This window comes from Paracoccus sp. SY, from assembly GCF_002901215.1.
Taxonomy (GTDB): Bacteria; Pseudomonadota; Alphaproteobacteria; order Rhodobacterales; family Rhodobacteraceae; genus Paracoccus; species Paracoccus acridae.
Genome location: NZ_NWMQ01000013.1, coordinates 1 through 21936 on the forward strand (window position 1 = coordinate 1; position 21936 = coordinate 21936).

At 60.8% G+C, this 21936-nt stretch carries 26 protein-coding genes, 1 tRNA gene and 1 pseudogene; 20 read left to right on the plus strand and 8 right to left on the minus strand.

Annotated features, from left to right (window positions below):
- Positions 1-386: 386 nt before the first annotated feature.
- On the minus strand, positions 387-701 hold the full coding sequence (locus tag CK944_RS23625; protein WP_192877756.1) for a hypothetical protein: 315 nt from the start codon (positions 699-701) through the stop codon (positions 387-389).
- Here CK944_RS23625 and CK944_RS11705 point away from each other — a divergent pair.
- Positions 609-1117, plus strand: a pseudogene (locus CK944_RS11705) (transposase); the annotation flags it as partial. The gene CK944_RS23625 and the pseudogene CK944_RS11705 overlap by 93 nt on opposite strands.
- A 160-nt stretch (positions 1118-1277) precedes the next feature.
- On the opposite strand, the gene CK944_RS22890 reads toward CK944_RS11705, so the two are convergent.
- Positions 1278-1748 (minus strand): hypothetical protein, encoded by a 471-nt coding sequence (locus CK944_RS22890; RefSeq protein WP_146038647.1) that lies wholly within the window; start codon positions 1746-1748, stop codon positions 1278-1280.
- A 675-nt stretch (positions 1749-2423) separates the two neighbouring features.
- Between CK944_RS22890 and CK944_RS11715 the strand changes: the two genes are divergently transcribed.
- The 15 genes from CK944_RS11715 to CK944_RS11780 all read left to right on the plus strand — a co-directional run bounded on the left by CK944_RS11715 (position 2424) and on the right by CK944_RS11780 (position 12109).
- Positions 2424-3680: a site-specific integrase gene (locus tag CK944_RS11715; protein ID WP_103173248.1), complete on the plus strand. Its 1257-nt coding sequence runs from the start codon at positions 2424-2426 to the stop codon at positions 3678-3680.
- Entirely contained in the window at positions 3677-4312 is a 636-nt protein-coding gene (locus CK944_RS11720) for a hypothetical protein (protein ID WP_103173249.1), read from the plus strand. Before CK944_RS11715 ends, CK944_RS11720 begins: the two co-directional genes overlap by 4 nt.
- Before the next feature lie 114 nt (positions 4313-4426).
- On the plus strand, positions 4427-4645 hold the full coding sequence (locus CK944_RS11725; protein ID WP_103173250.1) for an AlpA family transcriptional regulator: 219 nt from the start codon (positions 4427-4429) through the stop codon (positions 4643-4645).
- A gap of 1072 nt (positions 4646-5717) precedes the next feature.
- The gene (locus CK944_RS11730; protein ID WP_103173251.1) at positions 5718-6152 is read left to right on the plus strand and encodes a hypothetical protein; all 435 of its coding nucleotides are present in this window, start codon (positions 5718-5720) and stop codon (positions 6150-6152) included.
- Positions 6153-6248: 96 nt separating this feature from the next.
- Positions 6249-6563 carry a hypothetical protein gene (locus CK944_RS11735; protein ID WP_103173252.1) on the plus strand — a complete coding sequence of 105 codons (315 nt, stop codon included), beginning with the start codon at positions 6249-6251 and terminating at the stop codon, positions 6561-6563.
- Position 6564: 1 nt separating this feature from the next.
- Positions 6565-7119: a hypothetical protein gene (locus CK944_RS11740; protein WP_103173253.1), complete on the plus strand. Its 555-nt coding sequence runs from the start codon at positions 6565-6567 to the stop codon at positions 7117-7119.
- Between the two features lie 160 nt (positions 7120-7279).
- Entirely contained in the window at positions 7280-7777 is a 498-nt protein-coding gene (locus tag CK944_RS11745) for a hypothetical protein (RefSeq protein ID WP_103173254.1), read from the plus strand.
- A complete protein-coding gene (locus CK944_RS11750; protein WP_146038648.1) occupies positions 7770-8051 on the plus strand; it encodes a hypothetical protein in 282 nt (93 codons plus the stop codon). Before CK944_RS11745 ends, CK944_RS11750 begins: the two co-directional genes overlap by 8 nt.
- Positions 8048-9109, plus strand: coding sequence for a S49 family peptidase (locus CK944_RS11755; RefSeq protein WP_103173256.1), 1062 nt, complete (start codon positions 8048-8050; stop codon positions 9107-9109). Before CK944_RS11750 ends, CK944_RS11755 begins: the two co-directional genes overlap by 4 nt.
- Positions 9110-9111: 2 nt before the next feature.
- Entirely contained in the window at positions 9112-9510 is a 399-nt protein-coding gene (locus tag CK944_RS11760; protein WP_103173257.1) for a hypothetical protein, read from the plus strand.
- Between the two features lie 2 nt (positions 9511-9512).
- Positions 9513-9875 carry a head decoration protein gene (locus CK944_RS11765; protein WP_103173258.1) on the plus strand — a complete coding sequence of 121 codons (363 nt, stop codon included), beginning with the start codon at positions 9513-9515 and terminating at the stop codon, positions 9873-9875.
- A 4-nt stretch (positions 9876-9879) separates the two neighbouring features.
- The gene (locus CK944_RS11770) at positions 9880-10173 is read left to right on the plus strand and encodes a hypothetical protein (protein WP_103173259.1); all 294 of its coding nucleotides are present in this window, start codon (positions 9880-9882) and stop codon (positions 10171-10173) included.
- Positions 10170-11417: a hypothetical protein gene (locus CK944_RS11775; protein ID WP_103173260.1), complete on the plus strand. Its 1248-nt coding sequence runs from the start codon at positions 10170-10172 to the stop codon at positions 11415-11417. Before CK944_RS11770 ends, CK944_RS11775 begins: the two co-directional genes overlap by 4 nt.
- The gene (locus tag CK944_RS24195) at positions 11417-11542 is read left to right on the plus strand and encodes a hypothetical protein (protein WP_256388121.1); all 126 of its coding nucleotides are present in this window, start codon (positions 11417-11419) and stop codon (positions 11540-11542) included. Before CK944_RS11775 ends, CK944_RS24195 begins: the two co-directional genes overlap by 1 nt.
- Before the next feature lie 66 nt (positions 11543-11608).
- A complete protein-coding gene (locus CK944_RS11780) occupies positions 11609-12109 on the plus strand; it encodes a hypothetical protein (protein WP_146038649.1) in 501 nt (166 codons plus the stop codon).
- A 67-nt stretch (positions 12110-12176) separates the two neighbouring features.
- On the opposite strand, the gene CK944_RS22895 is transcribed toward CK944_RS11780, so the two are convergent.
- The 3 genes from CK944_RS22895 to CK944_RS23210 all read right to left on the minus strand — a co-directional run bounded on the left by CK944_RS22895 (position 12177) and on the right by CK944_RS23210 (position 13404).
- Positions 12177-12395 (minus strand): hypothetical protein, encoded by a 219-nt coding sequence (locus tag CK944_RS22895; RefSeq protein WP_146038650.1) that lies wholly within the window; start codon positions 12393-12395, stop codon positions 12177-12179.
- A 30-nt stretch (positions 12396-12425) separates the two neighbouring features.
- Positions 12426-12641, minus strand: coding sequence for a hypothetical protein (locus CK944_RS11785; RefSeq protein WP_103173262.1), 216 nt, complete (start codon positions 12639-12641; stop codon positions 12426-12428).
- Between the two features lie 586 nt (positions 12642-13227).
- Positions 13228-13404 carry a hypothetical protein gene (locus CK944_RS23210; protein WP_158247994.1) on the minus strand — a complete coding sequence of 59 codons (177 nt, stop codon included), beginning with the start codon at positions 13402-13404 and terminating at the stop codon, positions 13228-13230.
- 174 nt (positions 13405-13578) lie between these two features.
- Here CK944_RS23210 and CK944_RS11795 point away from each other — a divergent pair, with 174 nt between their 5' ends.
- The gene (locus CK944_RS11795; protein WP_103173264.1) at positions 13579-13944 is read left to right on the plus strand and encodes a hypothetical protein; all 366 of its coding nucleotides are present in this window, start codon (positions 13579-13581) and stop codon (positions 13942-13944) included.
- Between the two features lie 68 nt (positions 13945-14012).
- On the opposite strand, the gene CK944_RS11800 is transcribed toward CK944_RS11795, so the two are convergent.
- The 3 genes from CK944_RS11800 to CK944_RS11820 form a co-directional block, all read right to left on the minus strand.
- Entirely contained in the window at positions 14013-14978 is a 966-nt protein-coding gene (locus tag CK944_RS11800) for an Abi-alpha family protein (protein ID WP_103173265.1), read from the minus strand.
- 1441 nt (positions 14979-16419) lie between these two features.
- Positions 16420-16494, minus strand: a tRNA-Asn gene (locus CK944_RS11815).
- A gap of 59 nt (positions 16495-16553) precedes the next feature.
- Positions 16554-17414, minus strand: a complete 861-nt coding sequence (locus tag CK944_RS11820; protein WP_103173268.1) for an MBL fold metallo-hydrolase — start codon at positions 17412-17414, stop codon at positions 16554-16556.
- A gap of 34 nt (positions 17415-17448) precedes the next feature.
- On the opposite strand from CK944_RS11820, the gene CK944_RS11825 reads away from it, so the two are divergent.
- The 3 genes from CK944_RS11825 (at position 17449) to CK944_RS11835 (ending at position 21850) form a co-directional block, all read left to right on the plus strand.
- A complete protein-coding gene (locus CK944_RS11825) occupies positions 17449-18795 on the plus strand; it encodes an ATP-binding protein (protein ID WP_103173269.1) in 1347 nt (448 codons plus the stop codon).
- Between the two features lie 145 nt (positions 18796-18940).
- Entirely contained in the window at positions 18941-21355 is a 2415-nt protein-coding gene (gene lon / locus CK944_RS11830; protein WP_103173270.1) for an endopeptidase La, read from the plus strand.
- 102 nt (positions 21356-21457) lie between these two features.
- Positions 21458-21850, plus strand: coding sequence for a DUF2147 domain-containing protein (locus CK944_RS11835; protein ID WP_103173271.1), 393 nt, complete (start codon positions 21458-21460; stop codon positions 21848-21850).
- Positions 21851-21936 lie beyond the last annotated feature (86 nt).

Below are 21936 nucleotides of genomic sequence, written 5' to 3' on the forward strand. Positions count from 1 at the left end.
CTGAAAACGAGGGCGCCAAGTTCAGGACACTCCCCCTGCATCCCCTGCCTGTTGTGCTGCAAGCAGCCGCCCGGATGACAGGGGTCACATCTGTCGGCTGGTGTAACTCTCGGATTGCCCATCGATCCTGAACCAAGCCGTGGTGTCTCGACAGCTATCGCATATAATGCATCGTTCGCGACCGCTGAGCGGGAACTGGGAGCATCTCGGAGGGCCCTAAGCAAGCGCAACGTGCGGGCACAATCTTTCTTCAGCTAAGAGTTTCTCGAACTCCCGTTTTGCCTGGGGAGCCTTCTTATCCAAGATGCGCTATATCAGAAACACGTACGAACTTGATCGAGTTCGGGTGTTCAACACGGATTATGAGGCCTAATCGCGCTTCATGCTCAAGCCTGTTCGCCACAAACCAAATCCTGACCTACAACCAGAAATCCCATACTTTCCCCAGCCTCCCGTAACAGGGAGGCTTTCTGATGTCCGAACACATTCTCCGCACCCACTCCCAAGTCCAGGATCGCCGCAAGCAAACCAACAAGCTCAATGTGCTTGACCTGCTCTCGGAATTCCCTCGCCGTCATGTAGAGTCTGTCCCCTGAAGAGCAGACGAAATAAGGAAAAGCCGGTTCACCGAGGCGCAGATTATCGGGATGATCAAAGAGCAGGAGGCTGGTTTGCCCACTGCTGATCTCTGCCGGAAACATGGAATCAGCCCCGCAACCTTCTACAAACTGAAGGCTAAATATGGCGGAATGGACCTGTCCGATGCCAAACGGCTGAAGCAGCTTGAGGACGAGAATGCAAAGCTGAACCGCCTGCTGGCCAATGCCATGCTCGATAACGTGGTGCTGAAGGATTTGCTGGGAAAGCCCGTACGACGCCGATGCAACGGCGGGGCGCAGTGTTGCAGGCAGTGCGCGATTATCCGATTTCTCAACGCTGGGTTTGCGTACTGATCGGCGTCGATCCGAAAACGGTACGGCGCGAACAGCCGCCCGATAAACCGGAGATCCGTGAGGACATGCGCAAGATCGCCGAGAAGCGTCGCCGCTTTGGCTATCGGCGCGTACCCTGTCTGCTTGACCTCGAAGTAGAGCGCGAATTCCTCATCGACAGTCATCTCCCAGGGGTTGAGCAGGCGTTGTCGCGCCTGATCCGTCAGAACGTCGAGGTTGATCCGCGTGATTGTTGGCGCACTATTCATGCTTTAGAACCCAGCAGTCGCTGCTGTCGGAACCAAACCGCCGGGCGGAAACGCGATTTTCTCGCCCATGGGGCTTTCAGACGCTTCTATCCTGGCAGCTTTCGGGCTGAAGCGCGGGGCATTCTCGCAATGTGCTGGTGGAGGAACGTGTTCGAGACTCTGCGGCACGGGGGGAGTCTAGGGGTCCGTCGAAGGCATCGGCCAGCACATTCTGCCTGGGGGGCGTCAAGAATGCGTCGGTCGGGAGCGCGTCAGGCACGTCCCTGGCAAGTTCGGACAGGATCGAGGCGGTGCCGTAGTCTCCAGTCTCCCGGCGTGCGCGTTCTGCGCTGACTTCCATCAGGAGGCGGTTGGTCTGGTGCGCGAGTACCCAAGTATCAGGATCGGAGTCATGCAGGTCGATGTTCAGGGCCTCGGCAACCTGTTTCAGAACATTCAGGGCTGGTTCGCGTTCGCCCAGAGCAATGGCCTGGCGCAAGGCGGCCTGAATTTCAGCTTCACGATGCTGGGCGGCACAGATGTCAGATGGTATGCGGGCGGGAGCCATGGCGCGCGCCCTCTTATGGCGGCGGATCTCCTGATCCCGCACCGCTCTGAGAATCGTCACAATGGTTTTCGCCGATATTGGCATGCCTGTCGCCGTCCTCGCGGCGAAGAGCGCATCGCTTATGGCGGTCAGCCTGTGAGCACGGTTCTTCGCCTCGCGGACGAAGTGAGTCTCCAGCGACAGGCAGACAAAAAGTTTGGGAGCGTTTTTTTTGACCGAGCCGGGTCTGCGGATGGCCGGCTCAGCGCTACAGGCAGGCGACAGCGGAAATAATATCCGGTCGGGCGGCGTTCAAGATAGGGGTAGGCGGCATGGGGTATGCCAGGGACTCCGCGCCGCACAAGTGCCGAGGTTGCGCCGAGGCCTGTGTCAGAGTCTGTGCCAGAACGCGAAAAGCGGCCCCAGCAAGGCCGCTTTCCGAATGATCTCAAAGACTTGCGAGATATCTGGCTCCGGCGGTAGGGATCGAACCTACGACCAATTGATTAACAGTCAGCTTCCCGGCCAAAACTTGGCATAACAATGTAAAACTATCTGAACTGACGACGCCCTGTATCTCCTTGCCGTAGAGAGAAACGTTGGGCTATGTTAGTAACGCCGGGTAACGGTAGCTATCTTTGGATTGCGTTACCCCTGTGTTACCCGGCTGATATTTTGACCGTTGAAAGTGTGTAGATGGCGAAGGCGCTGACGACCAAATCTGTGGAGAACGTGAAGCCTGATCCTGCCAAGCGGTTGGAGCTTCCTGACGCTGCCCTGACGGGCCTTTACTTGGTGGTTCAGCCAAGCGGCGCGAAGTCCTGGGCATTGCGATACCGCCATGCCGGCAAGCCAAAGAAGCTTACCCTAGGCAAGTGGCCAGTCATGGGGCTGGCTGATGCACGCGCTGCGGCATCTGAAGCAATTGAGGCGGTAGAGCATGGCTGCGATCCGTCTGCGCAGAAGAAAGCGACGAAGGCCGCAAAGAGGAACGCCGAGCTTTCGGAGCGGGACAAGGTTAAGACGCTGATCGACCAGTTTGACAAGCGGCACCTCTCCGGTCTCAAGAGCGGCGATCATGCGCGGCAGTTCCTAATCCGCTTCGTCATTCCTGCTTGGGGTGATCGAAACATCCACGACATCACACGCCGGGATGTTCTCGACCTGCTCGACCGGATCGCTGACAGCGGCAGGCTGACAACGGCGAATCGCGTATTGGCGCACGTGCGCAAGTTCTTCAACTGGTGCGTCGAGCGCGACGTGATCCAGACCGCCGCGACCAACGGCGTTAAGCCTGTAGCGAGAGAGGCCAGCAGGGACCGTGTGCTGACGGACGACGAGATCCGGTGGCTGTGGCAAGCCTGCACCCAACTGCGGCAGCCGTGGGGACCAATGGGCCAGATGCTCTTACTGACCGGGCAGAGGCTTAACGAGGTTGCTCGGATGACCAGGGGCGAAGTTCAGGCGGATTTGTGGCGCTTGGCGGCGAGCCGCACGAAAAACGGCCGATCGCATGACGTGCCGCTGTCCCGTGCAGCACAGGACGTGCTGGCAGGCGTGGAGCGGGTCGAGAATAATGCCGGGTACATCTTCACCACAAACGCCAGAACGCCTGTCAGTGGCTTCCACAAGGGACGGGAGCACATCGCCAGGCAGATGGAGGCGTTTGCGGCAGAAGAACGGGGTGAACCTGTCCAGATACCGAAATGGGGCTTCCACGATCTACGGCGGACGGCCGCCACAGGCATGGCTAGGCTCGGGATCCCCGTGCGCGTAACTGAGGCTGTACTGAACCATGTAAGCGGCACCGGCGGCGGGATTGTCGCAGTCTACCAGCGCCATGATTATGCGGACGAGAAGCGCGCTGCCCTTGAGGCTTGGGCACGCTTTGTCCTGCAACTGGTCGAAGGCAAGGTCGATAACATCGTGTCGATCAACGAGGCGAAGCGATGAACGAGCAGGATGATTGGCTCCGAGCTATCTTGCGCGCTTCGGCACCACAGGCGATTCCGCTGATCGAAGACAATGTAGCGATGGTCGAGATAAAGGCTGTCTATTACCCATGGGCATTGTCGGTCATGTCCGCAGACCAAGCCCCCCGCGTTACAGCCGCCGCACTCTTTGGCTCCTCCAAGGGAAGCGATCGTAAGAAGTCCGGTGCCCTTTCGCAGCTGGAAGAGATGAAGCGGCAACTTGAACAGATCGAGAATCTAGCAGCCGAGACACGAGCATCGTTTGCATGGGCCAGCAACGATTTTATCACACCGCTTGCATATCAATTCCACGCTGCAATAGCCGCGGCGCGCGATAATGTCGCGCAGGCTCTTGCCGCCTTGCTGGTGATCGATGACGAACTGGCGAAGACAAAGAAGAAGTTTGGTCCCGGCTCACTGGCTGACAAGCAGCGCGGGTCGTTCGATGAGGTCGCGCGCGAAGTTATGTTCCAGTGGCGCCGCATGGATCTCCCAAAGCCCGTCGGCAACAAGCGCGACGGTGGGTTGATCGACTTATTGGATGCGTTACATCAAGAAGCCGGAGCTGGTCCGCTCAAATCGATCCCAGCGCTCATGGCGAAGCTGCGGTAGAAATCGGAATATTTCCGATTACCCCCCCATCTTGGGGGGACTTCGCGTATTTTCTGGATCGGGCTTCTAATGTGAGAGAAATGGTTAGGCACCGTTTCAATCACAGGTGCCAACATGAAAGACCACCAGGAAGAACCCGACCGCCTGATGCCCGCCACCGAGGTGCGCGAGATATTCGGTGTGTCGGATATGTCCATCTGGCGCTGGCTTGCCGATGAACGAATGGCATTTCCTAAACCGATCATGATCCGCCGTCGCCGGTACTGGCGTCGCGGCGACATTGTTGCCTTTCAGCAGCGCCAGGCGAATGCCGATCAATCGGCAGTGTCGTGAGGTGTCGTCATGCCACAGAACAGAAACGCCGCCCTGCCGGGGCGGCAGGGCGGCGGTGATAGGCAGGGGCGCGGCGATTATCACCACGATCAAGAGAACCAGGCAACTCTGCATCCGAGTATTTCCGATTGGCTGAACCGTGTCGAACTCGCGGCCGGAACGGGCAATGCTGCCCGGTCGGAGCGGCGACTTGGCCGAGCGCTTGTTGATCTACTGCCGGATGGTCGTGACAGCGTTGTGGCCTCCATACCTGACATTGCGGCCGCCGCAGAGTTAGGCCCCGATGCAGTTCGCGCGAGCCTTCGACGTCTTGTGGAGAAGAGGCTGATCTTCTTCGACAGCCAGCCTGGGCGAGGTCTGCGGACGGTCGTCAGCTTGCGGCTTCAGGGGAGCCGCAGATGACACGAACAGTCCGGGACCAGGTTCGTGTCGGCAGTTTCTGTTTGCACTGGCTGCGCGCTCTGCAGGATGCGATTTCGCGCGCCGGGCATCTGCGAGCAGCAGCCCGTAATGAAGGCAAAGCCGTAGACGGCCCTGATCGATTGCTGACAGCAACGGACCTGCAGATCTGCGTTGCTGCCACCAGGTGGATTGTCGATGACAGCCTGACCTTCTTTCGGTCGCAAGATGACTTTGCCGCCGACTGCGGCATTACGAACAAGGGCGCTGCCAAGTGCCTGCACCGTATCATTGAGAACGGATTTCTTGTGGAAGTTCCCGGCTTGAAGCGAGACGACTTGAAGGGCCGTCCGGCAAAGTCATATCGGGCGCAAATTCCGGATACTCTCCGTAACGGCCGTTCCGGAAAGTCCATATCACCTTTCAGGAACGGCAGTAGGGGAAAGCATGGGGACTTTCCGGAACCACGAGGTGAGAAAGGTCAGGGGGTACTTTCCGGAACCACGGTAGGGGGACTTTCCCCTACCCGGGTATCCCCCATCTTGAGGGACTATACGACAGAGGTAGCCGACGCGCCCTCGGGCGCGCGTCGGCCTGCACCATCACCGGATCCTGACACGAGGTCTGACAGACATCATCGCGAGGAGGCATCAGCAGTTTCAGAGGATGAGCCATGGCGCTGAGGTTGGAACAGTTTCAGGCTGCGGCTGATGTCCTGCTGCGCCAGAACGATCATGATGCGCTTGCGGTGGGAGAGGCTCTGGCTGGCTGGATCAATGGCGGCGGGCAGCGGGCGGCATGGGCCGCCCTGGCCCCGCTTGTGCAGCGTGGTGGCGACCTTGGACGGGGAGACGCGATTGCCGAGTCGGAGACGATCTTGCGAAAATGGCGACGCAAGCGGGAAGATCGTTCTGATACCGGCTGGGCGATGGACTTCCGGCGCGACGCTTGCAGATATTTATACGAGAACTTTCTGGATAATCAGGAAAGCGGAAGCATTCCCGAAGATGAATATCTTAGAGATATTCATCGCATGATTGATGGCGGCGCGATCTTTGTTGGCGGAAAGATCATTTCCGACACAACGATTATCCGCCGCCTCAAGTAATCGGAAACCCTCCTATTCAATCATTAAAAGGTTGAATGCCGAATTGTCGGCTTCTGGACACCGGATCATGTTCGCCCGAACCACAAGAGGTGGAACATGCGCCAGACCTTCAGGAAATCAAAACTGCCAATCGACCGTGATCGCCTGCGCCAGGTGATCGCGGATGGCATCTCCGCTCAAACAATGCTGAGAGGCCGTGACGCGGCCTTGCTCATCGAGACAGACATGGGACGCATCTCTCCGTCGATGCAGCCGATCGGACCCGATACTCCTATGCCTGATGAGCAGCACGCAGCTGCTATTGCCCGCGTCGCAACAGCCCGACGCTGCGCCATCTACGCCGATCAGCAAGGTGTCCGCGTCGATGGTTCGGACCGGTTTATTCCGAACGCAACCTGGCAGGGCTTCTGACATGGCAATCTTGGAAAAGTTCCGTAAGGCTAAGGCGTCGGCCAGCCAAGCATTGACGGCCGCACGTTCTTCTCTGGCGGATATTCGCAGCCAAATAGCTTCAAAGCAGACCGAATTAGAAGGTCTTGACCAGCGCCCTGTTGCGTTTGCAGAAGCCGTTGCCGCGCTGGATACCAAGCTTCGTGAGCAGTGCGAGATCGGTGAATATGCTTTGAAGCGGATGGCACATGATCTGTCCGGCCGTATCGATGGATACAGCGTCTTCCGCACCACTCACATTGAAGGCCGCGAGATCGCTCTGCAGACACTGCTTGCCGGCTCAGCTTTCCGCGACGCACTGATTGCTCAACTCGAAGCGGTCTACGGCAATGATCCTGGCCTGACCTCGGAGGAGCGGGCGGCGGAACGTGAGCGCATCGAGGGTGAACTCGATGACCTCGAAGCCATGGAGGAAATGCTCATCCGCGAGGGAGCGAAGGCGGGCATCCCCATTGCCCGGCGCAAGGACGCGCATCCGGGCGCCTTGCTGGCACCCGACAGCGCGCTGCCAGCATGAGGGGCGGAGGCGATCAGCGCAGCGGTCCGATGGGAGGTCCCCCCTTAGGGACCGAACTCCGGCTGCATCCTAAGCGGGGGCGCGGCTCCCCGGGTTTTGAGCGTGTTCCTGATTTTTCAAAATCGGTTTCGCTTCGTTTCGGCAGTGGGATTTTCAATCAATGACAAAGAAAATCGATCCCGATCTAACGCTCAGCGCTGCGGAAATCGCAACCATGACCGGCCGCACCGTCCGCTGGGTCCAAAGCATGGCCAAGGACGGTTACTTCTCGAAAGACGGGCGCGGTCGCTACCGACTGGAAAGTGTCATCCAAGGATTGCTTCGCCACGAGGAAGACCAAGCCGCGAAGGGTAACCAGGCAGCCGCCGCTTCTCGGGCCACCGACGCTCGGACGCGTGAAATTGACCAGCGGATGGCAATCCGGGATCGTCAGCTGATCCCGATCGAGGATGCGATCATGGCGCTCGACACCGTCTGTGGTGTCGTGAATACCCAGTTGACCGGTCTTCCGGCCCGGATCAGCCGCGACCTAGGGATCCGCCGCAAGGTGGAAACTGAAATTCACCGGGTGCGGCAGGCGATCAGTGACGCACTGGCCGAAATGTCGAGAGCTTCCAAGACCGGCGTTGGGCTGGATGACGGAGGCGCCCATGGCTGACCTGACCGGCATCCCGCTGCGTGAGCCTACCGGGGCCGACGTCGATGCAGCCGTCCAACTGGCCACGGAATACGGATGCCAGATCGGCCTGCGCCGCGAGTTGGTTCAGCTCCTGGCGGCACCCGGGGTCGACATCGATGACTATCATGACGCCATCGTCGAAGAGGCGGCAGACGCTGCAGAGCACGCGCTCTGGTATCGGCTTGAGACCGACCTCGCGGCCCGCCGGGCTGAGACGGGCCCGATCCGCAAGCCGCGCAGGAGGCGCAAATGACCCATTTGCTTCACTTGGCCGATCGCGCGCTGAATCGCCCTTTGCTTATTCATCCAGACAAGGCTGCGATCATCCTCGAGGTTCTGGCCGGCCGGATCGGGATCGATGCTTCGCCGCTCGTGCCCGCTGCGAGCCGCTTCGCCGCGCGCAGTCGCGCCGGCGAGCGGCAGCTCGTTCCGGTTTCTGGTGGCGTCGCGGTCATTTCGATCATCGGCACGCTGGTGAACCGCGGCGCTTGGGTTGGGGCCAGTTCCGGCCTCGTGTCCTATGAAGGCATCTCGGCGCAGCTGCACGAGGCCGCAACGGATCCTGCCGTACATTCTGTAATCCTCGACCTCGACACTGGAGGCGGAGAGGCGGGCGGCATCACTGGCGTGGCAAAACAGATCGCGGCTCTCGCGAAGCAGAAGCGAGTGGTGGCCGTGGTGAACGACACAGCCTGCAGCGGTGGCTACTGGATCGCATCGGCCGCGAACGAGATCGTGGTAAGCGAAACCTCGATGGTAGGCTCGATCGGCGTCGTCGTCCTTCACGTCAATCGCGCTGGTGAGATGAAACAAAAAGGCTGGGAGCCGACCTTCATCTACGCCGGCGCACACAAGGTCGACGGTCACTCGCTCGCTCCCTTGTCGGACAGCGTGCGGGCTGACGTCCAAGCCTCGATCGATGCGCTCTATCGATCGTTCTGCCAGGGCGTCGCCGTTGGACGCGGCTCGCGCCTGACAGAGGCCGCCGCGCGAGCCACAGAGGCGCGCGTGTATCTGGGCGCTGATACCATAGCCGCTGGGTTGGCAGATCGTGTCGATAGCTTCGATGCCGTGCTCCGCTCCCTACAGCGAGCCGTCAGCGCCCCTAGAGGCCACCGACGCACACAGGCAGGGCCTGCCACCCAGCGCCCACCAAAGGGCGCTGCAGCGGTTGCTCCGCCGGGATGGTGCGCGACGGGGGTCAAGCTACTGCCGCTAATCGGAAAGCAAGCTTCGGCAAAAAAGGAAGACGTCGCTGCAATTCTTACGCGGTCGATAGAGAGAATTAATCAGCAAAGAAACAGGAGCTAAACATGTCTTTCACCCAAGAAGAATTGGACTATGCCGTGAAAACCGCCCGCGCCGAGGGGGCAACGGCAGAGAGGCAGCGCATCGCCGGCATCATGCAGTGCGACGCCGCCAAGGACCGTCCGATCGCTGCGAAGCAGATCGCGATGGCTACCACAATGTCGGCCGAGGACGCCGCGATCTTCCTCGCCGGCATGCCCGCTGAGAGGCGCATGTCTGGTGGCTATCGCAACTTCGCTGAAATGGCAGATGACCAGATCGCGATCGGTGCCGCAGCCGAGGCCGCCGCCCAGAAAGCCTCGTTGGCTGGGCTGCCGCAGGAGGCGCAGGATCAGGGCGTTGACCAAATCAACCATGCCCGCAGCGGCGACGGCTTCACCGCCGGTCCTATTTGGGAGAACTGATCATGGCACCTCTCATCGATACCGGCATCCGTCCACTCGCTTGCCTTCTCTCAGAGGCGTCCGGGCACCGCTCGCGCGAGAACATCGCGCTGAAAGCTGACAGTGGCATGATTGCGCCCAACACCGTCCTGGCAGAGGACGCAACAGAGCCGGGCAAGTATGTTCCGGCCGCTGCTGGCGCGACCGCGATAGGCATCGCGCTTTACGGTGGTGATACGAGCGAAGGTGAGGTGTTTGTTCCTGGCCTCATGCGAGATGCTGAGGTCAACGTTCACACCCTGATCTTCGCGCCGGATGTCGATACTGCTGAAAAGCGGGTCGCGAAGATCGCCCAGCTGCGCGCTGTCGGCATCATCGCGCGGTGACGACATGGCGGGCTTCGCAACAAGGCGATCGAAGGCCAAGGGCAGCACGCGCGAAGTCCGCACCATCGAGCGGCGCCTGCGTGCTTGGCTGCGCAACAACTTCCCCGATCGGAACTGTGACGACCTGATGGATGCGGTTTGTTCTCAAGCGCTGACCGCAGCGCGCAATGGTGTTCGCGGCACCGGTGCAGACGGCGCGGCCGCCCGCGCTGAGGGAAATTGGTACTTCGCAGATCTGGCGACGGCGATCACAGCGGCCATTGCCGCAGGTATAGGCCTGAAGGAGGCGCAATCATGAGCTCGGATATCGTTGCGGGCGTTTCCGCTCTTGCGGCGGCTATGGGCGCCGCAGTGGGGAGCGTGGACGCAAAAGTGTCCCAAGCGAAGGCTTCCGCAGGCCCTGGCATAGCCGAATACGACAGCCTTGCCGCAGCCGTTGCCGCCAATCCCAATGGGTCGGTGCGGATCAACTACGACGAACAGGCATTGCCAGCCGACTTTGCGGGCGTGCTGCTAGAATACACCAAGCAGTCACAGAACCTGAACATACAGCAGACCGGGCTTGGACCCTACAAGTCGATGCGGTTGCTGCGAGGTCAGTTCCCCAAGGAACATACTGGCTTCCAGATGAACGGTTTCGGCATCGAGATGCTGTCCCATGGCAGCGGGGTAAACGGCCCCACGACCGTGGAAAACGGCATGGCGATCAACGTGGCTAAGAAGGGCTTTGCCACCGGCAATGCAAAAAGCGGGGCGATCAATTGCCTTTACCTGTTCGGGCGTCAAGACGGCGACAAGGGCTTGCCGGTCAATGATCCAGGACGCAGCGACATTGGCGGTGTCATCGCAGGCCTGACGATTGTCGAGGACGCGGGCTGGTGTGGGGTATGGGAAAGCACCACCACGCAGATCAACGGACCTGTCGCCAAGAATGGCTATGCCGCACATGAGCAGATGCGGCAGTTGCAGCTTGCTTTCGGCGTCATCTACAGCGCGGTGGATCGCGGCGACCGGGCTTATGGCTTCTCGGTGGTCGCCAATAAGGGCAACGACTTGACCGCCGCGTTCTACGCAGGCAAGGCCAGCACGGCTTCGTGGGACGCGGTTCTGATGGGGCAGGATGTCGTCAAGATCGACGGCAACGGCAATTACAGGTCGTTGCATCACGCATGGCCGGACGGGGCGCTGAACCTAGAACGTGATAAGGTTCTGGCGAACGGGAACGCCACGCTCCTCCATCGTGGGACGGGTGCCCTGCGCATCCTTGCGCAAGAGGGTGGAACCATCGGCTTCGGCACGGGCGGAGCAATCCGCGTGCGGCTGGATACCGATGGCGCACTGATCCCTGCGACCGCAAAAGGGAACGGACTTGGACGCCCTGCTGCCCGCTTTAGCGGGGGCTACTTCGGGGCGCTCGATGCTGACGGTGCCGTCATCTTCGGTAGCCTGCCCGTTTACGCCGACAATGCAGCAGCCTTGGCCGGTGGCCTGACCTCTGGCCGCCTTTATCAAACTCCTTCCAAGCAAGTGATGATTGTCTGATGCACGAATACACCTTGATCCTCGACGACCAAGACCTCGCCGCGATCAGCGCGGCTCTGGGCAAGATGCCCATCGAGTTGGTGGTTCTTACCTTCAACAAGATCGACCAGCAGGTGAAGGACTAGCAGAAGCCAGCGGAGCCTGCCGTAGAATGACGGCCCGCCACGACCTGCTTGCCATCCCGAGGCTGCATGTTTGATCATCGCCCAGCGCCGCTGCCCCCGCACACCTGGACATCCCGGCTGGTCAAGGACGTGCTCCTAGAAACCATGACATGGGCGCATTTCACCGCCGGTCAGGTTGGCCCCAGAGGCTTCGCGCGTGTCGCGCAGCTTCAGTGGTCTCCCACGCTCGAAGATCATCTTAAGGAGGGCTGGGGACTGCCCGAGAAGACCGATGAGACCGAGGTCGAGGATCGGGCTATCCCGACCTTCAGCCAGGCGCAGATCAAGCTTCACAGCCAGGCGATGCTGTGGCAGGCCCGATACCTCTACCCGGACAATGTCGGCTCATCACGCATGTTGGCGCTATGGCTGCGCACTAAGGTTCGGCGCGGTGCTTTCGATCGAGCAGTAGAGAAAATGGGCGTAAGCCGTGGCCACGCCTATCGATTGCGGGACCGCGCATTAGGCCTGATCGCCGCAGGCCTGACGGCAGATCGCGTGTCGGTCCCGGCGCCTGTTAGCCTATAGCTTCCACCGAGCGTATGATCTTCACGGCTAAGCGCATTTTAGCGCACGCGAAAGCCTGAACGTGACCTCAGGAGAAAGTCACTTGTCCAGGCTTGCGCATAGCGATGCCTTGAAGTTCAAGAGCGCTGAAGCCGGCACAATTGTGAACCCGCAAGGTGGCTCCCGTTGTCAGACGCATCGCAACACCTTGCAGTTCGAGAGCAGAATAGCGCGCGCCGTCGACTTCTAGGCTACCGCCCCTCATAGCAATTCCTTGCAGCTCAAGTGCTGATAAATGGTTGATCATTTTGAGTAATCCTTGAACGGCTACAGCGCCTTAAAAAATTCGTGCGGTTGTTGTGCGCGGCTTGGTCTCACCTGCATGCGCTGTTTGTGCGGCTTCAATCAGAAGGTTCAATTCAGCTATTTGACGTCCGGCATCCTCGGCGGTCACCTCTTCGCGCCAGAACTTCCGCAGGATGTCGCGGCGGCGCTCCTTCAGGATGTCGCGTAGGTTCTTTGAGATGTTCTCGTAATCAGGTTCGTCGCTCATGTCTCATCCTCCGGAGATGAGGGAGCGTTGCAACCTAAGCGGCGCGAGTCAAGCGGCGGCCATGAACAACAAAGGTCAGATCAAAACTCAGCCGAGGGTGCGTGTCAGCCAGCTTTTCCCATCCGGCTCGCCAACCTCAAGGCTCAGATAGTAGACAGCCTCTTCTCCCGGCTTAGCTGTCAGATCAACACGAAACATTCGGCTTCTAACTTGGCAGAATTGCCTGTGCGCCTGGTCAAGCTCGAGGACAAGAATGTCGCCAACTTGCGGAACGAGCTCGCTCTCAAACTCTTGCAGGGGTTCCCTACTGCCGCCTTCAATAACTCGGATGTACATAGTATTTCTTTCCTCGGCCCGTGGTTACGCGAACGGTAGGCTTACTGCTCCAAAACAGCCATGAGAATGGCAAAGCCGAGCATGAACAGCCCGGAGATGATGACTACTACCAGCGCTGCGTCTCGGTCTTCACCCTTCGGAATTACGACTGGTCCGCCGCATTTAGGGCAAGCGCGGGACACGTTCTTCAGAGCGCGCTTTGATCGCCAGCCGCAGGACGTGCAGACGCAAGCAAAGGTCGGACGGCCGCTCATGTGGACCTTCTAGCCTCAATAATCTGGCGGATGAACTCGGGCCGGGACGGCTCGGGGTCGAGCTTTGCCCGCTCTGCGTCGAGCCATGACAGCAGGTCCGGTGCGAGACGAAGATTGATCGACGTTGAGTTGATCGGCGGTCGACCAACCCTCTTCTTTTCTTTTTCAGGCACCAGAAACTCCTTGACGGCTGCCCGTTTACGGTGCCAGAAATAAAACGGGCGGACAAGGTGGTACCCACACCAAGCCGCCCTAACCACAACCCGATCTCAGGAGGATCGAGAATGGCTGAGAATTGCCATAACACCCCCGGCATGCCTGGGGAAAGAGCATCTGCGTCCGGCAACATGAACCGCCGCGGCATCCTGGCTGCCCTGCCTATGGCTGGCGCGGCGCTGGTCTTACCGGCCCCGGCGGATGCAGCGCCTGGCGGCGACACGCCGATGATTGCAGCCTATCGGGAATGGCGCGCCGCCTATGACCGCATCGGAGAGACCCAGGGGGACAACGCGTACGAAGAAGCCTGCAACCGCTTGGACCCGATCGAAGAGCGCATGGCGACATTGCCTTTCTGGAACGCCATGGACGTCTTGGCCTTCCTGGCCGCAACAACACGCTGGGGTGACCTAGACCGGAGCTGGCGCTATGACATGCCCGCGCAAGGGTTGGCGTTGGTCGAGGCGGCGCTGGGGCCTGAACTGCTCAAGACCTGAGCGACGGGGGGATGGGGAGGCTGATGCCTCCCCATGGGCTTAGAACGGCCTCTGTCGGTCGTCCAGCCTTAACCCTCGCTGATATCGCCCGTGTCTTCCTGGATTTGTTTAATCAGCTCCGCGGGAGCTTTGATCCTACATGCCTCCACAAGACGTATGCCTCTGGGGGCTAAGTGAAATGAGAAGGTCGGAAGTCGTCCGGGTGAGTATTGAATAGGGCGCTTCTTCCATTGAGCCATCTCCTCAACGGGCAGGGTAATCGCTCCAATAATGTTTCCAATGATGGCCATGGGATCGGACCTTGGGTGCATTGCTAGTTTCTTCAAGGCGTCATTAGTTCGCCTTTGATCGCCCATTTCTATTAATCCAAGGCTCAATAAGTTTTCGACTGAAACGACATGGCGTCCTTCTGATAAGAGCGGACCGATCTTTTGATCGACAAAATCTATACTAGGCCTCAAAACCGCTTCGCTCCTTTCCTGCAGGATCTTTAATGCTTCTTGCAGGACTGGGTCATCCATCTTCCGATTGATGGGCACTGTCTTGGTGAGCCTACGCCCCCTGGCCTCGGCCGCACTCTTGATTTCACTAGAAACAACGTACGCGTTCAGGAGCAGTGCATCTTCTTCGGTCATACTTCTCAGTGTCGCGACCAGGTTCTTGTCTGCTGTTCGCTCGTTCTTGGGGTTCATTGCGTCAGTAAGGAGGCCTGCCCAAAGCTCTGCCAACTCCTCCTCATCAACGTCCGAAATACCTGCGATGACTTCAGTAACCTCGCGCATAGGGAGAGGCTTCAGCTCATCCGTCGAGATACCTTCCTCGCGCAACTGCTGCACAACCTTGTGCGCAATACGTACTCGACATTTGTGGCGGTAGGCCTTCAAGCGGTCGCCCAATAAACCGAAGGTATCCGCCAGGATGCCACCCGCTTCATCAGCTGCACCGCCCAGCGCACGGGTCAACACCTCAGCAACGGCCTTGTCGATTTCGCCACCAGGCAGCCTTGTCTCAACTTTGATAAGGCCTTCTGACATATTTTCTCCTGCTTAAAAGGTCAGTTCAGCGCTGGCCCATTCTGTCCATAGGTGCCATGCTTTCCGCAAGCTCCAGCCGTCGTCTTGGCGGCAGGTGGTCAGTCGGACGGTGCACCGCGAAACAACCCCGACAGCACGCGGCCTTCGCTCCTCGAGGACGCGGCGCGCGGAGCCCCGGCCGCAAGTCCGGGGCTCGACCACGTGAGCCGGCCAGTTCTTGGTGCGACCGTATGCCTGGATGCCAAGGCATGAAAAAGCCCCGCCGGAGCGGGGCCTGTGCCAGTGGCGATCCGACTTCAAATCTCAAGAAGTAGATCAACAAAAGTCCGCTTTCGGGTGGTCTGCTGCCGTATCTGTTTGGCGGCTTCTTCTGAGTCAATCTTATGATCCCGAAACTGCTTGTAGACGTCGCGCGACACGGCCCGCACATTTGCGAGATCCAAGTCATCTCGGGACGCTCCCCGCTTGGGCCTCTTACAAACATTCGAGTGAAAGTGCATCGTAACTCCTCCTCACAATGATTCGTTGATCATCTCTATGATCGAGTTGCAGTTTCCGATGATCGCCCGGCTTCGGTTGCCGTAGAAGGCGAACGGCTGTTGGGCGTCTATCGATAAGAATCCTACCATCCTTTTCTCGCCGTTGCGCGATGTTTCGAGTGGTATGATTAAAAAAGACCTATAGCTTGGCGATGACTCGGTAGGGCTGCGCTGAAAGTGCTTCTGCATTCGGCTCATGTCATGCACCACCTTAGGACCAGTCCCTTCTTGGCAGGCTAGATGCCCCAAAACAGTATCGATTGGGGCGTTCAGCAGGCCAACGCGCCGACCGTTGCCTACGTTCCGATGTCTGATCTGCATCCGAGTTTTTGATGATCCGCAATATGTGCAGACGCTGACAGAAACCGTGTGTGGGGGAAGCTTGGCAAGTACTGAGACATACTGCTGAATCAGCCCTAGGCCCGAGCAGATGGCGGTATCCTTATCTCGCTGGTTCGCCGGTGCCCGCATCATAGCAATAATCTCGCCTGACCGAATGGCAATCTCACCGGGGCGCGGATTGTTCTTAGACCTCTGACGCCGCAGGTTCTCGAGCAACGACAGGATAAGATGGCCAGAGAGAAGCGCTAGGCTGCCATAGACCGCATACTCAAAAAGGTCTTTAGGGGCGTCCGGATTGCGCTTTGTGGTGTAGTACGCAACTAGCGGCCCGCAGGCCGCCAAGCTGATTCTGAGAGCCTCACTAAGGACTGCCAGCGGCCTAAAGGATCGAGGGATCCTGTTGTGCCAAATCGCCAGAACTTTCTCATAGAAAGCATCTGGGTGATCAACCCAACTGGAGACAGAGCCACCTTCTGTTACCCCGCTTGTTACCCCACTGGCTGAACGAGACGCAGAACGAGCCACAAGCAATCTTATCTTGCTGAAAGATATTTATAATTTGGCTCCGGCGGTAGGGATCGAACCTACGACCAATTGATTAACAGTCAACTGCTCTACCGCTGAGCTACGCCGGAACACGGGGGCCGTATAGCAATGGTGTTCGGGGTCGTCCAGAGGGAGGATGACGATTTTTTCACAAAGGCATGAATCTTGTGCCCGGACCAAGTGGATCAAGCACAGCCACGGCGCCGAGATCGGCCAGGGCCAGAAGATGCGCCAGGACGTTGCGCGTGGCGGCGGGCATCAAGGCAGGGGCTACCTCATAGATGCGGGCTGCCAGTGTTGCGGCGTCGGCAGGGCCGTCGCGCAGGGCGGCCAGGATCTGGGCGCTGCGCTGGCGCCGGTGGGCGGCCAGGTCGGTCAGGCGGGCCAGCGGATCCTCGATGGGATCGCCGTGGGCAGGAAGCAGACAGCGCGGCCGCGATTGCGCCAGCCGGTCCAGGGACCGCAGGTAATCGCCCAGATCGCCGTCGGGGGGCGAGATGATGGTCGAGGACCAGCCCATCACCAGATCGCCGCAGAAGATCTGGTCGTCCCACAGCAGGCTCAGATGGCCGCCCGCATGGCCGGGGGTATGCAAGGCCACCAGTTGCCAGCCGTCGCCTTGGACCACATCCCCGTCGCGCAGGCGGATGTCCGGGGCAAAGGACAGGTCCAGCCCCTCGCCCCCGCCGACACCCTGGCTCGCCAGCCGTTGCATCATGGGCGACCGGCCCGACAGCGCATCGCCATAGGCCAGGATCGGCGCCCCCGTCATGTCGGACAGCCGGCGCGCCCCCCCGCTGTGATCCAGATGGGCATGCGTGACAAGGATGTGGCTGATCCGGCCCTGACCGGCCTGCACGATCGCGTCCAGGTGGCCGGGATCGTCGGGGCCGGGGTCGATCACCGCGACCTGGGCCTGGCCCAGCAGGAATGTCGTCGTGCCCGGCCCGGTCAGCGGCGAGGGGTTCGGGGCCAGGATGCGCAGGGGGTCTTTCGTCCGTCCGTCCATGCCATTAGCCTTAGCACGACGGACAGGGGTTTCCATGGCAAACCAGGCAGAGGGCGGCTGGCTGAAGGGATTTCTGCCGCGCGGGCTTTACGGGCGCGCGGCGCTGATCCTGTTCCTGCCGGTCGTCGTCGTCACGCTGGTGGTCAGCGTCATGTTCCTGCAGCGTCATTTCGAAGACGTGACCCGCCAGATGACCAGCAGCATGGCGCGCGAACTGGCCTTCGTCGTGGCGCGCATCGACCGCGCGGGGGGCCAGCGGGACGCCGGCCGCGAAATCGCCGTGCCGCTTGACGTGACCATCAGCGAGCCGATGGGCGACCGACAAGGCGACAGCCGCCGGTTCTATGACTTTTCGGGCCGCATCGTGATCGAGGTGCTGCGCGAGACCCTGCCCGCGATCCAGGCGATCGACCTTGCAAGCGACGAAAAGCGGGTGATCGTCACGCTTGACGGGCAGGCCGGACCCTATGCCCTGGCCTTCGACCGCCGCAGGGTCAGCGCGTCCAATCCCCATCAGTTGCTGGTGCTGATGGTGTTCACATCCTTCCTGATGACGGGGATTGCGACGATCTTCCTGCGCAATCAATTGCGTCCTATCCGGCGGTTGGCCGAAGCGGCCGAGGATTACGGCAAGGGCCGGATCGTGCCCTATCGTCCATCCGGCGCGTCCGAGGTGCGCAGCGCGGGCACGGCCTTCCTGGACATGCGCAACCGGCTGGAACGCCAGAACGAGCAGCGCAAGTTGATGCTGTCGGGCATCAGTCACGACCTGCGCACGCCGTTGACGCGACTGCGGCTGGGGCTGTCGATGATGTCGCCCGACATGCCGCCCGACGACGAGGATCTGCGCGCGATGGAAACCGACATCGCCGAGATGAACCGCATGGTCGATGCCTTTCTGGATTACGCGCGGGACGAGGCCCAGGACAGCCCGCCCCAGCCCGTCCCTGTGGCCGAATTCCTGGAAGCCATGCTTGCCGATGCGCAGCGCGCGGGTCAGAAGGTCACGTTGCGCGGTCTGGACGGCGACGCCGCCGGGCGCGCGACCTTCCGCCCCGACATGCTGCGCCGCGCCCTGGAAAACCTGATCGGCAATGCCGCGCGCTATGGAACGCGCGCGGAACTGGACGCCACGCTTGGCCCGCGCAGCCTGCGCATCGGGGTCGAGGACGACGGCCCCGGCATCCCCGACGACAGCCTGGACATGGCGCTCCGTCCCTTCACCCGGCTGGACCCTGCGCGGGGACGAAACAGCGGTGGCGGCGCGGGCCTGGGCCTTGCCATCGCCGCCGATGTGGCGCGCGCGCATGGCGGACAGTTGCGGCTGGGACGGGGACAGCGCCTGGGGGGGCTGCGGGCCGAAATCGTGATCCCGCGATAGGTGGTGGTGCAGGTGCGGACAGCGGAAATATGCGGTATTCTTTGCATCATATTGAACGTGGCATGACGCACCCCTAGATTGTCAGCACGCAGGGGCCGTGTGTCGCCATGACGGGGCCACGGCTTCGGGCAGAAAGGAACGCCTAATGAACGAATTTGCATCTTCGACCTATCCGGTGCTGCCGCTGCGCGACATCGTGGTCTTTCCGCACATGATCGTTCCGTTGTTCGTGGGCCGCGAGAAATCGGTCCGCGCCCTGGAAGCCGTGATGGAATCGGACAGCCCCATCCTGCTGGCCGCGCAGAAAGACGCCTCGGTCGATGAACCGGCGGAAGACGGGATCTTCCGCGCCGGCGTGCTGGCCAATGTCCTGCAACTGCTGAAGCTGCCTGACGGCACCGTCAAGGTGCTGGTCGAGGGGCGCGAGCGTGTGCAGATCACCGACTTCGTCCCGAACGACGACCATTTCGAAGCCACCGCTATCATCCTGGCCGAAACGCCGGGCGACGCCGCGACCGTGACCGCCCTTGTCCGCACCGTGGCCGAGGAGTTCGAGCGTTACGTCAAGGTCCGCAAGAACATCCCCGAGGAAGTCGTGACTGCCGTGGCCGAGGCGAGGGAGCCCGGCAAGCTGGCCGACCTGGTCGCGGGCCATATGGGCATCGCGCTGGACAAGAAGCAGGACCTGCTGGACACGCTGGACGTGGCCGAGCGGCTGGAGAAGGTCTATTCCCTGATGCAGGGCGAGATGTCGGTCCTGCAGGTCGAGAAGAAGATCAAGTCGCGCGTCAAGACCCAGATGGAGAAGACGCAGCGCGAATATTACCTGAATGAGCAGATGAAGGCCATTCAGAAGGAACTGGGCGACGGCGAGGACGGCCAGAACGAGATCGCCGAGCTTGAGGAGCGCATCAAGAAGACCAAGTTCAGCAAGGAGGCCCGCGACAAGGCCGAGGCTGAGCTGAAGAAGCTGAAGTCGATGTCCCCGATGTCGGCCGAGGCGACGGTCAGCCGCAACTACCTCGATTGGCTGCTGGCGCTGCCCTGGGGCGTGAAGTCGCGCACCCGCAAGGATCTGGTTGCGGCCGAAAAGGTGCTGGACGCCGACCACTATGGCCTGGAAAAGGTCAAGGAACGGATCGTCGAATACCTGGCCGTGCAGACCCGCAGCCAGAAGCTGAAAGGTCCGATCCTGTGCCTCGTCGGCCCTCCGGGCGTTGGCAAGACCTCGCTGGGCCGTTCGGTCGCCAAGGCGACGGGACGCGAATTCATCCGCATCTCGCTGGGCGGCGTGCGTGACGAATCGGAAATCCGCGGCCACCGCCGGACCTATATCGGGTCGATGCCGGGCAAGATCATCCAGGCCCTGAAAAAGGCCAAGACGACCAATCCGCTTATCCTGCTGGATGAGATCGACAAGATGGGTCAGGACTTCCGCGGCGACCCGGCAAGCGCGATGCTGGAGGTGCTGGATCCCGAACAGAACGCGACCTTCGTGGACCACTACCTCGAGGTGGAATACGACCTGTCGAACGTGATGTTCGTGACCACGGCCAACAGCTACAACATGCCAGGGCCGCTGCTGGACCGGATGGAGATCATCAGCCTGTCCGGCTATACCGAGGACGAAAAGCGCGAGATCGCGCGCCAGCACCTGCTGCCCAAGCAGATCGCGGCGAACGGGTTGCGCAAGAACGAGTTCGAGGTGACAGACGAGGCGCTGACCCATGTGATCCGCTACTACACGCGGGAAGCCGGGGTCCGTTCGCTGGAACGCGAGATCGCCAAGCTGGCCCGCAAGGCCGTGACCGAGATCCTCAAGGGTCAGGTCAAGTCCGTGACGGTCGATGCCGCCAAGGCCGAGGAATACCTGGGCGTGCGCCGCCACCGTTACGGCCTGGCCGAGAAAGAGGATCAGGTCGGCGTGGTGACGGGCCTGGCCTGGACCTCGGTCGGCGGTGACCTGCTGCAGATCGAGGCGCTGAAGCTGCCGGGCAAGGGCCGGATGAAGACGACCGGGAAACTGGGCGACGTGATGAAGGAATCCATCGACGCGGCCTCCAGCTATGTCCGGTCGATCGCGCCGCAGATCGGGGTCAAGCCGCCGAAATTCGATGCGCTGGACATCCACGTCCACGTCCCGGACGGCGCCACGCCCAAGGACGGTCCTTCGGCCGGTCTGGCGATGGTGACCTCCATCGTCTCGGTCCTGACGCAGATTCCGGTCCGCAAGGACATCGCCATGACGGGCGAGGTGTCCTTGCGCGGCAATGCGATGGCCATTGGCGGGCTGAAGGAAAAATTGCTGGCGGCGCTGCGGGGCGGCATCAAGACCGTGCTGATCCCGGCCGACAACGAAAAGGACCTGGCCGACATCCCGGCCAACGTCAAGGAAGGCCTGACCATCATCCCGGTCAACCACGTCCGCGAAGTCCTGAAGCACGCCCTGGTGCGGATGCCCGAGCCGGTCGAATGGGACGAGGCGGCCGAGGAAGCAGCGGAAGCGGCACGCATCGCCGCGACGCGCGATGATCGGTCGACGGGCACCGTCGCCCACTGAACAAGGAAAGGGCCGGGTCGCACCGGCCCTTTTTCATTGGGCTGCATGCCCCTGTGCCGTCTTGCACGTTGCCAATGGCTGCCGACCCGCTAAGCTGGGGCCATGACACGCATCCTTGCCCTTGTAGCCCTTGCCCTGATCGCCCAGCCTGCCTGGGCCACCGATCCGCTGGCCGGAACCTGGCGCACCCAGCCTGGCAAGAACGGCGGCTTCGGCCATGTCGAGATCGTGCCCTGCGGCGGTGCCTTGTGCGGCACCGTTGTCGAGACCTTCGATGCCAGCGGCCAGCCCGTCGCAGCAAATGACCTTGGCGCCGTGATCCTTGACGGGGTCGCCCCGACGGGCGGCGGCGGCTATGGCAAGGGCCGGATCATCAACCCCGAAACCGGACGCGGCTATACCGCCCGGCTGGTCCTGCGCGGGGACGCGCTGGACATCGGCGGATGCGTGATGATGATCTGCCGCAATGCCGGGACATGGCAGCGGGTCAGGTGATGGGCAGCCCGCGCTGACTTCGTGGCCGGAACTGTCACCGCCGGTGCCCGCGCCTAGGCTGGCCCATGCCCTTTTCACTACAATGC

What these genes read in the sequence shown, in the direction of transcription:
- CK944_RS11800 (WP_103173265.1), bottom strand. Translation starts at nt 14,978, where the DNA reads ATGTCAGAAGGCCTTATCAAAGTTGAGACAAGGCTGCCTGGTGGCGAA.
- lon (WP_103173270.1), top strand. Translation starts at nt 18,941, where the DNA reads ATGAACGAATTTGCATCTTCGACCTATCCGGTGCTGCCGCTGCGCGAC.
- CK944_RS11825 (WP_103173269.1), top strand. Translation starts at nt 17,449, where the DNA reads ATGGCAAACCAGGCAGAGGGCGGCTGGCTGAAGGGATTTCTGCCGCGC.
- CK944_RS22895 (WP_146038650.1), bottom strand. Translation starts at nt 12,395, where the DNA reads ATGATCAACCATTTATCAGCACTTGAGCTGCAAGGAATTGCTATGAGG.
- CK944_RS11750 (WP_146038648.1), top strand. Translation starts at nt 7,770, where the DNA reads ATGGCTGACCTGACCGGCATCCCGCTGCGTGAGCCTACCGGGGCCGAC.
- CK944_RS11725 (WP_103173250.1), top strand. Translation starts at nt 4,427, where the DNA reads ATGAAAGACCACCAGGAAGAACCCGACCGCCTGATGCCCGCCACCGAG.
- CK944_RS11780 (WP_146038649.1), top strand. Translation starts at nt 11,609, where the DNA reads ATGTTTGATCATCGCCCAGCGCCGCTGCCCCCGCACACCTGGACATCC.
- CK944_RS11760 (WP_103173257.1), top strand. Translation starts at nt 9,112, where the DNA reads ATGTCTTTCACCCAAGAAGAATTGGACTATGCCGTGAAAACCGCCCGC.
- CK944_RS11765 (WP_103173258.1), top strand. Translation starts at nt 9,513, where the DNA reads ATGGCACCTCTCATCGATACCGGCATCCGTCCACTCGCTTGCCTTCTC.
- CK944_RS11720 (WP_103173249.1), top strand. Translation starts at nt 3,677, where the DNA reads ATGAACGAGCAGGATGATTGGCTCCGAGCTATCTTGCGCGCTTCGGCA.
- CK944_RS11770 (WP_103173259.1), top strand. Translation starts at nt 9,880, where the DNA reads ATGGCGGGCTTCGCAACAAGGCGATCGAAGGCCAAGGGCAGCACGCGC.
- CK944_RS11785 (WP_103173262.1), bottom strand. Translation starts at nt 12,641, where the DNA reads ATGAGCGACGAACCTGATTACGAGAACATCTCAAAGAACCTACGCGAC.
- CK944_RS24195 (WP_256388121.1), top strand. Translation starts at nt 11,417, where the DNA reads ATGCACGAATACACCTTGATCCTCGACGACCAAGACCTCGCCGCGATC.
- CK944_RS22890 (WP_146038647.1), bottom strand. Translation starts at nt 1,748, where the DNA reads ATGGCTCCCGCCCGCATACCATCTGACATCTGTGCCGCCCAGCATCGT.
- CK944_RS11745 (WP_103173254.1), top strand. Translation starts at nt 7,280, where the DNA reads ATGACAAAGAAAATCGATCCCGATCTAACGCTCAGCGCTGCGGAAATC.
- CK944_RS11730 (WP_103173251.1), top strand. Translation starts at nt 5,718, where the DNA reads ATGGCGCTGAGGTTGGAACAGTTTCAGGCTGCGGCTGATGTCCTGCTG.
- CK944_RS11740 (WP_103173253.1), top strand. Translation starts at nt 6,565, where the DNA reads ATGGCAATCTTGGAAAAGTTCCGTAAGGCTAAGGCGTCGGCCAGCCAA.
- CK944_RS11755 (WP_103173256.1), top strand. Translation starts at nt 8,048, where the DNA reads ATGACCCATTTGCTTCACTTGGCCGATCGCGCGCTGAATCGCCCTTTG.
- CK944_RS23625 (WP_192877756.1), bottom strand. Translation starts at nt 701, where the DNA reads ATGTTTCCGGCAGAGATCAGCAGTGGGCAAACCAGCCTCCTGCTCTTT.
- CK944_RS11715 (WP_103173248.1), top strand. Translation starts at nt 2,424, where the DNA reads ATGGCGAAGGCGCTGACGACCAAATCTGTGGAGAACGTGAAGCCTGAT.
- CK944_RS11820 (WP_103173268.1), bottom strand. Translation starts at nt 17,414, where the DNA reads ATGGACGGACGGACGAAAGACCCCCTGCGCATCCTGGCCCCGAACCCC.
- CK944_RS11775 (WP_103173260.1), top strand. Translation starts at nt 10,170, where the DNA reads ATGAGCTCGGATATCGTTGCGGGCGTTTCCGCTCTTGCGGCGGCTATG.
- CK944_RS11835 (WP_103173271.1), top strand. Translation starts at nt 21,458, where the DNA reads ATGACACGCATCCTTGCCCTTGTAGCCCTTGCCCTGATCGCCCAGCCT.
- CK944_RS11795 (WP_103173264.1), top strand. Translation starts at nt 13,579, where the DNA reads ATGAACCGCCGCGGCATCCTGGCTGCCCTGCCTATGGCTGGCGCGGCG.
- CK944_RS11735 (WP_103173252.1), top strand. Translation starts at nt 6,249, where the DNA reads ATGCGCCAGACCTTCAGGAAATCAAAACTGCCAATCGACCGTGATCGC.